This window comes from Spirosoma daeguense (assembly GCF_054776875.1).
Genome location: NZ_BAAHBF010000009.1, coordinates 156,467 through 171,302, shown reverse-complemented (window position 1 = coordinate 171,302; position 14,836 = coordinate 156,467). Strand labels below are relative to the sequence as shown.

General features: G+C 47.1%; 11 protein-coding genes. 9 read left to right on the top strand and 2 right to left on the bottom strand.

The window, feature by feature from the left end:
• Positions 1–80: 80 nt before the first annotated feature.
• Entirely contained in the window at positions 81–1,340 is a 1,260-nt protein-coding gene (locus tag ACYVD4_RS26750; protein ID WP_460950906.1) for an AGE family epimerase/isomerase, read from the top strand.
• 14 nt (positions 1,341–1,354) lie between these two features.
• Here the strand turns inward: ACYVD4_RS26750 and ACYVD4_RS26745 are convergent, their stop codons facing one another.
• A complete protein-coding gene (locus ACYVD4_RS26745) occupies positions 1,355–2,656 on the bottom strand; it encodes a vanadium-dependent haloperoxidase (RefSeq protein WP_460950904.1) in 1,302 nt (433 codons plus the stop codon).
• A gap of 400 nt (positions 2,657–3,056) precedes the next feature.
• On the opposite strand from ACYVD4_RS26745, the gene ACYVD4_RS26740 reads away from it, so the two are divergent.
• The 8 genes from ACYVD4_RS26740 (at position 3,057) to ACYVD4_RS26705 (ending at position 12,976) form a co-directional block, all read left to right on the top strand.
• Positions 3,057–4,451 carry a vanadium-dependent haloperoxidase gene (locus ACYVD4_RS26740; RefSeq protein ID WP_460950902.1) on the top strand — a complete coding sequence of 465 codons (1,395 nt, stop codon included), beginning with the start codon at positions 3,057–3,059 and terminating at the stop codon, positions 4,449–4,451.
• A gap of 157 nt (positions 4,452–4,608) precedes the next feature.
• Positions 4,609–5,148, top strand: a complete 540-nt coding sequence (locus ACYVD4_RS26735) for a hypothetical protein (RefSeq protein WP_460950901.1) — start codon at positions 4,609–4,611, stop codon at positions 5,146–5,148.
• A 316-nt stretch (positions 5,149–5,464) separates the two neighbouring features.
• Positions 5,465–6,040 (top strand): carboxymuconolactone decarboxylase family protein, encoded by a 576-nt coding sequence (locus ACYVD4_RS26730; protein ID WP_460950899.1) that lies wholly within the window; start codon positions 5,465–5,467, stop codon positions 6,038–6,040.
• 97 nt (positions 6,041–6,137) lie between these two features.
• Positions 6,138–8,918, top strand: a complete 2,781-nt coding sequence (locus tag ACYVD4_RS26725) for a TonB-dependent receptor (RefSeq protein WP_460950897.1) — start codon at positions 6,138–6,140, stop codon at positions 8,916–8,918.
• A gap of 75 nt (positions 8,919–8,993) precedes the next feature.
• The gene (locus tag ACYVD4_RS26720) at positions 8,994–10,214 is read left to right on the top strand and encodes an MFS transporter (RefSeq protein WP_460950896.1); all 1,221 of its coding nucleotides are present in this window, start codon (positions 8,994–8,996) and stop codon (positions 10,212–10,214) included.
• A gap of 238 nt (positions 10,215–10,452) precedes the next feature.
• Positions 10,453–11,007: a carboxymuconolactone decarboxylase family protein gene (locus tag ACYVD4_RS26715; RefSeq protein WP_460950894.1), complete on the top strand. Its 555-nt coding sequence runs from the start codon at positions 10,453–10,455 to the stop codon at positions 11,005–11,007.
• A 9-nt stretch (positions 11,008–11,016) separates the two neighbouring features.
• Positions 11,017–11,592, top strand: coding sequence for a carboxymuconolactone decarboxylase family protein (locus ACYVD4_RS26710; protein ID WP_460950892.1), 576 nt, complete (start codon positions 11,017–11,019; stop codon positions 11,590–11,592).
• Between the two features lie 160 nt (positions 11,593–11,752).
• Positions 11,753–12,976 carry a DUF3179 domain-containing (seleno)protein gene (locus ACYVD4_RS26705; RefSeq protein WP_460950891.1) on the top strand — a complete coding sequence of 408 codons (1,224 nt, stop codon included), beginning with the start codon at positions 11,753–11,755 and terminating at the stop codon, positions 12,974–12,976.
• A gap of 51 nt (positions 12,977–13,027) precedes the next feature.
• Here ACYVD4_RS26705 and ACYVD4_RS26700 read toward each other — a convergent pair whose 3' ends face one another.
• Entirely contained in the window at positions 13,028–14,305 is a 1,278-nt protein-coding gene (locus ACYVD4_RS26700; protein WP_460950889.1) for a ComEC/Rec2 family competence protein, read from the bottom strand.
• Between the last annotated feature and the right edge of the window lie 531 nt (positions 14,306–14,836).

The following is a 14,836-nucleotide window of genomic DNA, read 5'->3' as shown; positions in this document are numbered from 1 at the left end:
CGACCGATTGATTTGACAGCAGTCGAAATAAATCGTACTTTGTTTGTAAGCTACCAGCGTGATCTTAATCCATAATTCAGTTGCTTGATTTTCAGAAACTTTCTACACAATACCAGCAGGCGTTGATTCGTCAGGTGGTACCGTTTTGGCTAAAACATAGTCAAGACAAACAGTGTGGAGGGTTTTTCGATATGCTCACAACAGCGGGCGAGCCAATAGAAGGAGATAAATACGTAACAATGCAGGCCCAGCAGGTTTGGGCTTTTTCTTGGCTCCATACTACGTTTGAACCACAAACTTCCTGGCTCGAACATGCCCAGCACGGTGTTACGTTTCTGAGTCAGTTTGCACACGACGAAAGTTTACGATGTTACGCTCAGTTTGACCGCCGGGGCCGCTCTGTACAGCCTTCAGATAATTCTATACCAGATAGTTTTGCGGCTATGGCTTATGCCCAGTTTCATCGGGCAACAGGCGACGACGAATGGGCTATGCTGGCAAAACAAACATTATCGAACGTATTAAAACGTCGCGAACTAGCTCGTTCTGAATCTGAGCTAATACTCGGCAAATTTCGGCATGTTCATCATTTAAGTGAACCGCTAGCCATACTAAAGGCCCTTCTCGAAACCCGGCCTTTATTTGACGAAACCGTCTGGAAACAACATACAGATGCTATTCTGAGCGAAATTCTCAATGAATTTCTGGACCGACGTAGCGAAACACTACGTGAATACGTATTACCCGGTGGCGCATTTGTGAACACTCCCGAAGGTCGCCGTTTGCACGTCGGGCTAACTTTTCAGGGAGCCAGTTATTTACTTGATTTATATGCAGAAAGTCTGCTGCAAAAAGGAAGTCCTTCGGTCGTCAATCGTAAGCTGGTCAGTCAGGCTGTTACGTGGTGTTTACAGCTATGCGAACAAGCTTGGGACAATACGCCTTCCAGCGAATCGAAACTCGGCCTGAATCAATACGTCGATATAAAAGGGCAGCCATTTATCTTTCCGGATTGGCAACAAAAATGGAGCTGGGTACATGCTGAAGCACTGGCAGCTTTGTTGAAATGCTACGTTTACGCTCGTCATCCAGATTGCCTGAAGTGGTTTAAGCGCATTCATGACTATACCTTTCAGTATTTTCCAGACGTCAAACAAACTGGTTGGCATCTGGCTATCGATACGTATGGCCAACCCATTCTTCCCGCAAAATCAATGCCTACTGTTGGCTGTTTCTCACTGATACGTTGTCTGACCGAAGTGAGCCAGTTACTACCCAGATGTGAGCAGTTTCAGAACGCCCGCCAAATTGGATTATCCAGAACATCGATCAATTCATAGATCACGGAACAGGCTTAGTGCCAGCGAAGTGCATTCACATTACGTCCAATTTTAGCACCCTCTTGCAAACCGATTTCATTGTCATAACGGGTATGGATACCACCCATTAACCGCGATTCGGCGCATTCTTTTGCCGCGTCCCAAAATGATTTAAAGTGTCTAGTTTTGTAGCTCAACGTATGTTTTGTATACGTCGGAGTAAATTGGGTATAATTCTCGCTGGTAGGTATGCCGTCAGGTAATTTATTGGCAACTTCATAAGTGAGTAATGGCCTAGAAGCGTGCGTATCATCTGTAAACGCAAAATCATCACCATACATATCGGTTAATACGGTAGCGGCAGCCGCCGATTGAACCGCATGTCCTGAATAAAATGACGGGAAAGGCGGCTCTTTAAAAAAAGGCAACCACGGATTGAAAGACGATTGTTTATCAACAGATAATCTGATAAAGGTGGTTGGCCGTTCTACGAGGTGCTCAAATTTCGTTTTCCAACAGCAGACAAACGCGTCTGCCACAGCCATACCTACCCGTGCATAGGTTTCAGCAGCTTTTACTAAACCCGCTTCACTCTGGCGAATGGCAACAGTTGCCAAATGATAGGAATGACCAGGGGGGGCACAAGTCTCTGACGGATCGTCGCTCCACCACATCACAATGGCCCGATCATCGTCGGTAAGTGTTTTTTTTCGATCAAAAACTTCCTTGTAGTGTTGAAAGTAAAGGCTGGAAGTATCGGTAGAATATACTAGTGGCTTGGGTGTTGGCATATTGCCGTTCTTTGCCAAAAATGTTCGGTTATTACCCCAGTAAGGATGCAGCGGAAAGTTGCTGTTAACTTGGCCAAGAACTGGAGGTATCCAGAATCCGTTGCCTTTGGGCCGTTTATATTCGTATGGGAAATTACGAGTATACCCTTCATAGCCCCCATCACTTTTCGACCATTCAAAAATTTTAGTGGCTACTTCTCTACCATATGCTTCGGACCGAGCAACTACTTCTGGATTAAGTTTGGTTGCATAACGTTGATGAATAGCCTGTTCTAACGAGTCGATAGCTTTCGTTTTTTTAGCGTAACCGTATAACGCTTTCAGCATAGACGCCTGTCCTGCATTCAGAGCTAACTCCCAACAGATTGTTTTTTTTCCTTTTGGTTTTGGCAACGACAGTTTATCAGACAATCGCCGTACCACAGAACGGTGTTTAGATGATGAATACACAACGCTTTCATACATGGTTAGTCCCATGTAACCGATGGCGCGAGAACCATATGTAGGCGTATTTTTAGGAGCCTTGGTCATGATCTGAACAGTCATATCGGCCCAGGCTATTGCAATCGGGGCCCCGTCGGTATGAAGATTTCGCGACTGAGCTGACAATGAATAGTTACAGAATAAATAAATAAACAGTATAGCGATAGCGACCAATATTCTCATTACATAGCTTATTTGTTTCCTATATAAACTATCGAAAACAAAAAGCTTGCCATTTGAAGATTTGCAAACCAAGCATCAATCAACGTTTCAAAAAATCAATATTTCATAACTTAACGTATAGCTATACGCCAATTCTAAAATTGATTCTAGTGGCATAAATATTGTACAAAGCTGACCGTGCTACGTATACACCGGATGGTTCGATTAAATACGCAAAAAACAGGCAACCATTTTTTAATCACCCCTGGCAGACATCTTATTTTCAGTACACCTATCTATTATGAGAGTTTACACCAATCATTTACACCTAAATTTATACCGACGGCAACGTAGTGTTGTATACACGTTGGCTCTTTTTTTAGGGTTACTGTTAGGCTGTCAAACACCTAAAGAAACGGTTGCACCTAAAACAACTGTATTCACCATTGAATCCTCGGTTGCTAATCAATGGATGAATTTATTTCTGGAGATTGAACGGTATGCTCCCGGTTATCGTCCGCCTGTAGCGGCCCGCGCACTGGCTTACATTACGTTAGCGGGCTATGAAAGCGTTGTTCCCGGATCGGCCAATTATCAATCCATTACGTCTACGTTGGCTGGGCTTAAGGTTCCTAAAGCTGATGCCAGTAAATCCTATCGTTGGGACGTAGCCGCCAATGAAGCTTATTACGAGATGATGAAAGGCTTTTTTCCGCACGTAGCAGACGCAGATAAAGCGAAAATTGAAAAGTTACATACAGAGCTGAACAGTAAGGTAGGTATAATCGAAGAGCAGGAGCGGTCTGTAAAATTTGGTAAAGATATGGCCACCGCTATGCTGGCCTACGCTAAAACAGATGCTGCTGGCGATCAGGCTTACTTACGCAATCATCCAACCGACTATGTTGCGCCCACGGGCGTAGGTAAATGGCAACCCACTTCCCCCGATTTTACCCGGGCTTTACTTCCTTACTGGGGAAAAGTAAGAACATTTGTTGCCAACGAAAGCGATAGGCTGGCCAAAGCCCCACTTGCCTATAGCACTAATGCAAAATCGACGCTCTTTGCACAAGGGCTTGAAATTTATTCGGCAACTACGCCCATCACCAAAGAGCAACAATGGATCGGTGAATTCTGGAGCGACGATATTTACAAATTAACGTTCGAACCGGCAGGCCGATGGCTGGCTATTGCCAAACAGGTTATTGAAAAAGAGAAAGTCCCTCTCGACAAAGCTGTTTACACATACGCCAAAATCGGAATCGGTCTGAGCGATATTGGTGTCGCCTGCTGGAATTCAAAGTACGTCTATAACATCGAACGGCCTATTACGTATATCCGACGCACAATTGACCCAACCTGGCATACGAAATTGAATAACCCAATTGCTATTCTGGAAGGAATTACGCCACCATTTCCCTCCTATCCATCCGGGCATTCGTGTTTTGGTGCGGTAGCAGCCGAAGTTCTGACGGATATTTACGGAGCCAATTACGCCATGACCGATCGTTGTCATGAAGGACGTACCGAGTTTAAGGGATCTCCTCGCACCTTTAATAACTTCTATGAAATGGCACAGGAAAACGCTTATTCACGCGTTGTGCTGGGAGTTCACTATCGCATGGACTGCGAAGAAGGGTTACGCATGGGTTATGCAATCGGGCGAAAAGTTAATCTGATTGCTTGGAAAAAATAAGCGCTACGTATCAAATCGGCAATATGGCCTGTTCGATAAAGTGCTACCATAGGCTTACTACGTAGCAGAAATCCGGCTATGCGCTCTTTATTCGCATAGCTTTGTTTAGGATTTAGTATTATTATTGAATAAATTTTCTTTTGAGCAGTTAATCAGCGTGAAAAAGGCGATATCGGTTGGATTGTTTAGCTTACTTCTCTATCACACACTGGCGTATGTGCTGGTGAGCGTGGGTAGTTGGTGGCAGGCCGAACACGATCTCTCCCAACGATTGCAGGTCTTCCGCTCCGTTGATTCTATAGTTGAATTTCAGATTCCGCTCAAAGATAAACCCGATGCTAAAGCCATCACCCGAACTACTTCCGATGGGTTCACCTATCGCGGGCAGTACTATTCGGTGGTCAGCATGAGCATTCAGGGAGATACGCTCCACATTGCGGGTTTACAGACCGAGAGTCGGTCCTTCTGGCAGAGTGATTTACTTTCATTCATGAACCAGCATCTGGCCGCCAGCAATGAACTGCCAAAGAAGGCTAATCAGTTGCTCAAGCTGCTGCTTAAGGAATATTCTCCCACACAAGGAGTCATTTTCAGTTTCACGCCCCCCAACTGGCGTCTCGACGTTCGGATTGCCGATAAGTCTTTTGTATTGCGACAACTGACGATACAGATTCCTTCTCCCCCGCCCAGAGCCTAACACGGCTTCCTGTTCTTTCTTGGTACGTATCAATTTACCTACGCTTCGTTATACGAAACGCAGCGGGTTATTGTTCATCAGCAATCGTATAGCTAATAAACTGTATACTAGCTCTCTTATGCAGTAAAGAACAGGTTTACTCCAATCCAGATCATCGTTTCTTTTAACTGAATTTGATTCTAGGAATCGTTCAGATCGTTTGCCATACGCTTTAAGCGTGTGAAAAATTCTTGTACTCGATAACAGCAAACCGCTACGTCGACATGCATCCGCAACGAGTGGTGTTGCTACGTCGGTCATCAAAAAGTTTTACCTCATGCCACATATTCCTTTACCGGAACACTTGCCGGGCATTACCGGCCTGCTTGAATACCGGCTCGATACGGCCATGCCCATTCGCGAACTAACGCAACTACTGCTACGTGGCGAATCGACATTAACTCAGGGCGAGCGTGAATTAATTGCAGCCCTCGTATCGTCGCGCAATTGCACCAATTTCTGTAATGCGGCCCACACAAAAGCCGCTGATATTCTGCTAGGCGAAACCGAAACAGCCGCTGCGGTGAAAGCCGACATTGAAACAGCACCCGTAAGCGAAAAAATGAAAGCCTTGCTCCAGATAGCCGCTCAAACGCAGCAGTCGGGTAATGCCGTTACGCCGGAGGCAGTTACTCGGGCCCATGCTGCTGGTGCCACAGATCGGGAGATTCACGACACGGTGTTGATTGCTGCCCTGTTTTGTCTCTACAACAAATATGTCGATGGTATGGCGACAATAGCTCCTTCCGACCCAGCTTACTACGACATACTGGGCGACCGCATCGTGAATCGTGGTTATAACCGTCCGCCAGGTGGCTATCCTACCCCACAAACAGCTCCCCAAAATACCTAATAATCAAATCACTACGTATTATTCCGCCATTCCTTTCAAAAGCTATTATCAGGCAATTGGAAGAATAACGGGTGCCTAAATTTCACTAAAACATCAAATGAAGAAAATAAAAAAGTACAGCCTGCTTTTCGCATGGTTATGGCTCATTAGTACCGTAACATTAGCTCAATCTCTAACAATTACCGGCTCTGTAACCGATCCGGCAACGAATAAACCGTTGGCTGGTGCAAGCATATCCGTGAAAGGACAGAATACAGGAACCGTTACGGATAACAACGGCTCGTTCACGGTTTCTACGAATCGAAAAGGATCGCTTACGCTACGTATTTCGATGGTGGGATATGAGCCACAGACGGTTTCGGTAAGCAATACATCTACCCCGCTCACAATTCGTCTGAATTCCACAATTAGCGAGTTACAGGAAGTGGTTGTTGGGGCATCACGCGTTGAAGAGCGGCTGGTACGTGCTCCGGTTACTATCGAAAAAATGGACTCCCGCACCATTCGGGAAACGCCCTCTGCTACGTTCTACGAAGGTATCAACAACCTGAAAGGCGTTGATATGGTAACCAGCGGCCTAACGTATCGGCAAATTAACACACGCGGTTTTGCCAGTACTGGCAATAGCCGTTTTCTGCAACTCATCGACGGTGTTGATAATCAACCAGCCGGGTTTGGATTTTCGGTCGGAAATATGTTTGGACTGAGTGATCTGGATGCCGAAAGTGTAGAACTTGTTCCCGGTGCTGCATCGGCGTTATATGGCCCCGCAGCATTCAATGGAGCCTTATTGATGACCAGTAAAGACCCGTTTACGTATCAGGGCTTGAGTGTTCAGGCAAAAGTAGGCGTCAATCATCTCGGTGATGCTAATACCGGCGCAGCCATCTACAACGACCATGCGATTCGTTACGCCAAGGCGTTTGGGAATAAGTTTGCCTTTAAATTAAATGCGTCTTACATGCAGGGGCTCGACTGGTTTGCTACAGACTATACAGATGTGAACCAGGCCACTCCTGTGGAGCAACGTGGAGCACAGAGTCCGGCTCGTAATGCGCTCAATATTTATGGTGATGAAGTTGTCAGAACATTGACAGGTGCAGGGCAGGTATCACGAACAGGTTATATGGAGAAAGATCTGACCGATTACAACGTGTACAGCCTGAAATTAAACGGCGCGCTCCACTATAAAATCACCCCAAAACTAGAAGCCATTTACGCGGTCAACTACGCCAAAGGAACCGCCAATTACACCGGCTCTAATCGTTTTTCGGTCAATGGATTTTCGCTAACTCAACACCGGCTGGAGTTACGCGGACCACAATTTTTTGTGCGCTGGTACAGCAACGCCGAAGATTCACACGATTCGTTTAATACGCGGTCGTTGGGGCAACAAATCAACCGGACCTGGGTGCGAGATCTGAGCGGTAACGTAGTAACACCCGACAAAGCCGATGATACGTGGTTCAGTCGATATACGGCAGCTTACAGCGGTACTATCCAGAACGTTACGGCCAACGATCAAACAGCCGCCCGCACCTTTGCGGATCAAGGTCGGCTTTTACCAGGTACGGCTGAATTTGAAGCGCAGAAAAACCGGCTAACGGCTGTTCAGGGACTGGCCGGGGCGGGAATTTTGAGCCAAACCAGTATGTGGCATGCCGATGGTCAATACAATCTGACCTCCGCCCTTAGCAACGTAGCAGAAGTGCTGGTCGGGGGAAATTTTCGTCAGTATAGCCTGTTTACCAACGGTACGTTATTCGACGATAAAGGCGGTCGAATTCTTTATCATGAATACGGTGCTTTTGCCCAGATTAGCAAAGCGTTTCTCGCCGATAAGCTAAAACTGACCGTGTCGGGACGATACGACAAAAACCAGAACTTTGCGGGTTACTTCACCCCACGCGCTTCTGCCGTGTTCTCAGCTACCGACCGCCACCATTTCCGGGCGAGTTATCAAACCGGTTTCCGTAACCCAACCCCATCCGACCAGTTCATCAAACTTAATGTTGGTCCTATTACCATTTTGGGGGGAGCACCTAGCAACAGCGCCGGTATGAACGTCTATGAAAATTCGTACACAGCCGCTAGCGTTAATCAGTTTGGTGCCGGTTTCGGAGCCGCCGTTAACAGCGTTGGACCACAGCAGGCGCTGCTGAATAATAAAGACAAACTTCAGAAATCGAACGTACCCTACATCGCTCCTGAGCGGATAAACAGTTTCGAGATTGGTTATCGTGGATTGTTAAGCAATAATCTGTCGGTCGATGCCAATTACTATTATGGCGTTTATAACAACTTCATTCTAAATACGGTAGTGTTACGTCCTGCCAGTCCGGTTCTGGGTGCCGATGGCAAACCGAATCCGGTAGCTGCACAGGATATTCTAAGTGGCCGCGTTCAGGCGTTTCAACTTTACACCAATGCACCTGATAAGGTATCATCACAAGGTGCTACGCTTGGCCTAACGTATCGCACTGCAAGTGGGTATCAGGTAGGAGCCAACGGTACGTGGTCGTCGTTCGATATACGTAACGCCGACCCCAACAACGTAGCAGCGTTTAATACGCCCCGGTTGAAAACGAACGTAACACTCGGCCATCGTAACATCGCACCGAACCTCGGTTTTAACGTAGCGTGGCACTGGCAGGAAAGCTTCGACTGGGTTGGTTCGTTCAACGCCTTGATTCCTGGCCGTGTACCTGCCTATCACCTGCTCGACGCACAGGTAAATTACCGAGTGCCTTCGATAAAAACCGTAGTAAAACTGGGCGCTACCAATCTGACCAATCAATACGTAGTGCAGTCCTATGGCTCACCAGCCGTAGGCGGCCTTTACTACGTATCACTGGTATTTGATCAGGGACTTAAATAAAGAGTGAAAGGCTGAAAGAGCGAAAACCATCCGGTAGCTACTTTTAGCTCTTTCACCCTTTCACTATTTCGCTATATGGAAGCAACTTTAACCAAATCAGAAACACTACGGGCCGATTGGTTCGCCTTTAGTTTGTGTTCCCTGTCGTATTTATTGGGCGGAACGGCATCAACATTAATGGCAACATTCCTGCCCGTTGCCGTTCCTGAGTTACTCGGAAAATCCGTTTCTCAAACCCAACTGGGCGACGTAGGTGCTTACATCAGTGCCGCATTTTTGTATGGCTGGATGGCAGGCGGACTGGTGTTCGGACTGGTCAGCGACCGGATTGGCCGAGCACGAGCAGTAGCTTTTGTTACGTTGCTATACGGAGGAGCCATGATGCTGACCGTATCGGCCACTAGTTGGCAAATCCTGATTCTTTATCGTTTTCTGACTGGTGCAGGAGTGGGCGGTGTACTGCTGTTAACAACTGTTTATTTCTCCGAAACATGGCCAGAAAAAAGTAGAGCCGTTGTGTTGGGTATACTGGCGGTTATGTTTCCGGTTGGAATTGTTGCCACAGGTGGCCTGAATGCTGGATTAGTACCTTGGCGACAAGCGTTCTGGCTGGGTGCGGTTCCTGTGCTGGTGAGCTTACTCATGTTTGTTCGCTTACCAGAATCCGAAAACTGGTTACGCCTTCGTCAGCAACCGCAGACCGAAAAAGCCTGGTCGTCAGCAGATCGAACGAACTTATTTACGGGCGTATTAATCTTCGGTACGGTACTTATTGGCTTATGGGGTACATTCTCCTGGATTCCAACTTGGGTACAATCGTTATTGCCAGTTGGTCAAACGGGCGGTCGCGAACGCGGACTAACCATGATGTTGCTTGGTATGGGCGGCATTGTGGGCGGTATGTTGTCGGGGGTGTTAATTGGCCGGCTTGGTTCACGGCTAACGCTTTTGCTAACTTTTGCGGGTTGTGCGGGAGGTTGTGCGTTGCTGTTTTTATCGAACCGTCAGTTTTCGCCGATTATTTACGCCGAAACAGCTTTTGTTGCCTTGTTCTTTGGTATCAGTCAAGGAGCGTTATCGAGCATTATTCCAGCACTTTTCTCGGTTCGTATTCGAGCCACGGCGGCTGGAATCAGTTTCAACATTGGACGGTTTTTTACGGCCACGGCGGTTTTCTTTGTTGGCACAATGGTTGCCGCTCTCGGTGGCTTTGGCAATGCCCTGTTGGTATTTTCAATCGCGTTTCTGGTCGCCTGGGGAGCTGTATTCATCCGCTATAAACCAACCCCACCCTAAATCTCTCCCCTTAAACTAGGGGAGAGACTTTACAGAGTCCGAGGTCAAAGTCTCTCCTTACGGGCTAATCTTGTAGGGTTTTTGATTTTAACACCTTTATCCGAAGCGTCGGCCCGGCCCTCCTAAAACAGGGAGGGAAACGTACAGAAGTGATCCTTTTACAAACCCCCTTCTGTTTTTGAGGAGGGGGCAGGAGGTGGTAAAACAATTCAATACTTTCTAAACTAAAACATCACAAATGCCACATATTCAACTTAATAACGATGCTCCCGGCATACGTAGTCTGGTCATCTACCGCCCCGATACGGGCAAGCCTTTGTATGAACTCGCGCAAGCGTTGCTACGTGCCGGTTCGCCCGATAGCACGCTTTCCGATGCAGAACGCGAATTGATTGCTGCGTTTGTATCGAGTCGCAATTGCACGAGTTTCTGCATGAATAGCCATGCAGCGGCTTCGCGTTATTTGTTTGGTCAACAGGCCGATATAGTTGATCAGACATTGGCAAGCCCAGAAACAGCGCCCATTTCGCCGAAACTTCGTGCCTTGCTTACCGTTGCTGAGCGTGTGACAGCCGATGCACGTACCGTTACCGACGACGTAGTGGCAACCGCCCGGGTAGAAGGCGCAACAGATGGCGATATTCATGACACCGTTCTGATTGCAGCTTCGTTTTCGATGTACAACCGCTACGTCGATGGACTAGCCACGCTCACACCCGACGACCCAGCCGCTTACGTAGCGATGGGCGAACGCATGGGCACGCTGGGCTACGTATTACCCAAAACAAACTAATTCTCTATTATGCCACATATCGATTTTCTACCCGGCTTACCGGGCATTCGTGGGCCAATGGCGTTCAGTCCTGAAACGGCCCGACCGCTCAACGGCCTTGTCAACATACTACTTCGGGAGAATACGAACCATCCCGATTCTACACTCAACGAGGGTGAACGAGAATTGATTGCTACGTATGTTTCGGCGCAAAACGACTGCTTTTTCTGCCAGACCATTCATGGTGCCGTAGCCAGTCATCATCTGAACGACACCGACTGGTCGCTGGTAAAGTCGGTGAAACAGGACTACGTTCATGCCGAAATTTCTGATAAACTGAAAGCCCTGCTGGCTGTGGCTGGAAGCGTACAACAAGGCGGAAAACACGTAACAACCGACCAGATTGAAAAAGCGCGTGCCGAAGGTGCCACCGATAGAGATATTCACGATACGGTATTGATTGCTGCGGCTTTCTGTATGTTCAACCGCTACGTCGACGGATTAGCGACATGGGCACCGGAAGATCAGGATTTATACCGCTATCGTGCCCAAAAAGTAGCTGAATATGGCTATACACACGAAGATCATTACATGCCGCCAGCTTAGAAAAAAATTCTATAGTGATGAGGTTGTCTCCTGAGACAACCTCATCACTATAGAATAGTACACTAATAAATGACTAACGCAGGTTTTTATGATATTTACACCCTGATAATCAACACAAAACCTGCATTTTATCCAATCCAGTAAGCCTTCCCCTAAATTCATGAAACGCCCATTTATCTTATTCCTGATTCCACTGCTGTTGCTCATTCTGCTGGAGCTGGCACGCGTTTATTTTATTATGCCCTTTCCGGGAAGTCAACTCGGCCTCAACGCATCAGACCCAGATCAGACATCGCTTAAGCGCGTCGAGTTTGCGTACTGGCTGCATACGAATCGTGTCTGGCTACGTATCGTCATTCTCGCGTTACTGGCTTATCCGGCTTTTCTGGTTTTGGTCAGGCCGTCGAGAAAATGGCAGCGCTACGTAGCAGGCGTACTTTTATTGGTTTATGGGGGTGTTTTCTACATGGTCAATCAGGAGATGATGGCCGACCATATGTTTTTGCAACCCATCCGTAAACGAGTGCTACCGATGAGTCAGAATAAGATTCCGCTCGACAAACTCGTTGTGGGATTTGCCTCGAACGGAGCAGCAACGGCGTATCCGATTCAGTTGATCGGCTATCACCATCAGGTACGCGATACGGTTGGACAGCAATCTATTATGGTAACATACTGCACCGTCTGTCGCACAGGTCGGGTATTTAGTCCGCTGGTGGATGGGCAAGCTGATGAATTCCGATTGGTAGGCATGGACCATTTTAACGCCATGTTCGAAGATAAACGTACCGGTAGCTGGTGGCGACAGGCTACTGGCGAAGCTATTGTTGGGCCGTTACGTGGCCATACGATTCCCGAACTTTCGGCTCGACAAATGACGCTACGTGAATGGGCATCTACTTACCCCAACACCCGCGTATTGCAGCCCGATTCGACGTTTGCCAAGGAGTTTGAAAGTATGAAACGATACGAGCGGGGTCTGTCGAAAGGGAAATTAACCCGTCGGGATTCCGCTTCATGGCAACCCAAATCCTGGGTTATCGGTGTCGAACAGGCAGGATCAGCGAAAGCGTATGACTGGAATCAATTACAGAAACAGCGCGTGTTGAACGACGTACTGAATAATGAACCCATTCTGTTAACAATGGCGTCAGATAACGTATCATTTGGCGTCTGGAACCGACGTATCGACAAACAAACGCTTACGTTTCGCTACGTTACAAATCAGCTTATCGATAACGAAACCAAATCAATCTGGACCTGGCGCGGCCATTGCATCAGCGGCCCATTAATGGGCAAAAAACTGAGTCCTGTCGAAAATGCGTATCAGGAATTCTGGCACTCATGGCAGTCGTTTCATCCTAATACAGCTAAAATGTATTAAAACGTATTTATACGACGTCCCAGCATTCTGCCCGCCGTGCTATATCGGTCATCAGCGAGATTGATAAGGGCCAAATACGCCTTTGACGGTAAAATTTTCGTTACTGTCGTCTAACGTAATAACCTGATACGTAGCACCACCCGGTATCACACGAACCACAACATGGCCTTTATCGCTTTTTAGTCGGTTCAGTAATTCGCCAATTACTAATTTGTTGGCTTCCAGCATATCGGTGGCAAAAACGTCGCGTTCGCCCGGATAGATTGCCTGCGAATAAATACGGTCGAGAACATCATGGCCGGGATGATCTGACGACCAAACCGGAATCACCAGCACACGCGGACGTAGTGCAGCCAGCAAATTATCGTTTTGCGAATCCCGATTGCCGTGGTGATCAAGAATGTGGACGTCTACCGGACCAACTACTTTCGATACGGGCGTTTCTACGTCGTTCCAGTGGGGAGCGCCAAAACGTAGCACACCGGGCATATCGCCACCCGAAAAATAATCGAACATCCCGTAGCGAAGTCGAATGCCAATACTACACATATTTTCGGAGGGCAATTGATTCGATTTCAGACTCGTTAGTTCAGGAAAAAGTTTCTGAGTAGCAGTTCCCGTTCCGGTCCAGAGTTCGCCGTTGGCAATGATGTTACGGATTTCGAACGTATTGGCAAACTTCGTCGGATTCCGTTTCAGCACAATCTGGTCGTTACGTCCGGGTTTGCTACGTTCGAAAACGGTGCCTTTATTTTTACTTTGCCAGTCAACAAACGTTTTGTAATTCGTCATCGCGATATCCGTCTGCGGTGCCGGATAGGTATAATCGGGCCAGCCACGATCAATGATTTTGTCGATGGGCAAATACGCGGCCACTTCGGTGATACCGGCCAGTACAAAATCACCCTTTTCCGCCTTTCGCGAAATCGACGAGGGTGTTCCCATGTGGTCATCGTGGAAATGAGTAAGCTGGGCGTAATCCAATTTCGGTTGAAGTTGGCTCATTGTCATCATTTTATTGATATAACGAGCAATCCATTCTCCCGGCTGTTTGTTGTCGTTGGGTACAGCGGATGTATTTCGGGCACTTTGCGTTCGTTTATCGGTTGGGTCTAGGGCTCCAGCATCTATCAGCAACGTAGTACCATCGGGCAAAATCAGGAACGTAGCATTTCCTCGTCCCGTGTTGATATGATGAATATCTAACGTTCCAGTTGTCCAGACAGGTAGGCGTTCTCCTGTTTTTTGCGCACAAACGCTACGTGGTTGAGCAACAAAAAGTAAAATTGTAAGGATAAACAGAAGACGAAACAGACTTATCGCATCCATGGATTGTGTATAAACTAAAGTTATTCACAATGTTATCCACATTTTGATTTCGTTGTGTATTACTATTGATAATGAACCCTGCTGTTTCGCCAGAAATAATAAATTGGTAATGCGAGACTCGTCAATCAGGGAAGATTTATGGTCAACAAAGTTCAAAACTTAGGAGCTGTTTAGGGTTTTGCTTCTGACTGCTAATTGGGGCATTTCTTACAAATGGGCGAAAATTATCGGCTTCAAACTGGGGTTATAGTTTATCGGTCTGATTATCCCGTAAGGGCCTTCGGTTCGTCAAACTATAAGGACTTAACTTGGTAAATGAGTACTACAATCGGGTGCGTAAGCATTCGTCATTGGGCTACAAAAGCCCTGACCAGTTTGAGCAGGAGTATAATACTAAACTGGCAAGTTTAGTGTGCCTCTAAATCGGACCATCTCACACGGCAGTGGCCCAGCCTTTCAGCCCAACATCCACCGAGTTCGCGGGATAATAAATCAAGAAAATTGTTAAATAGCCATTTTAACAACGTCTCA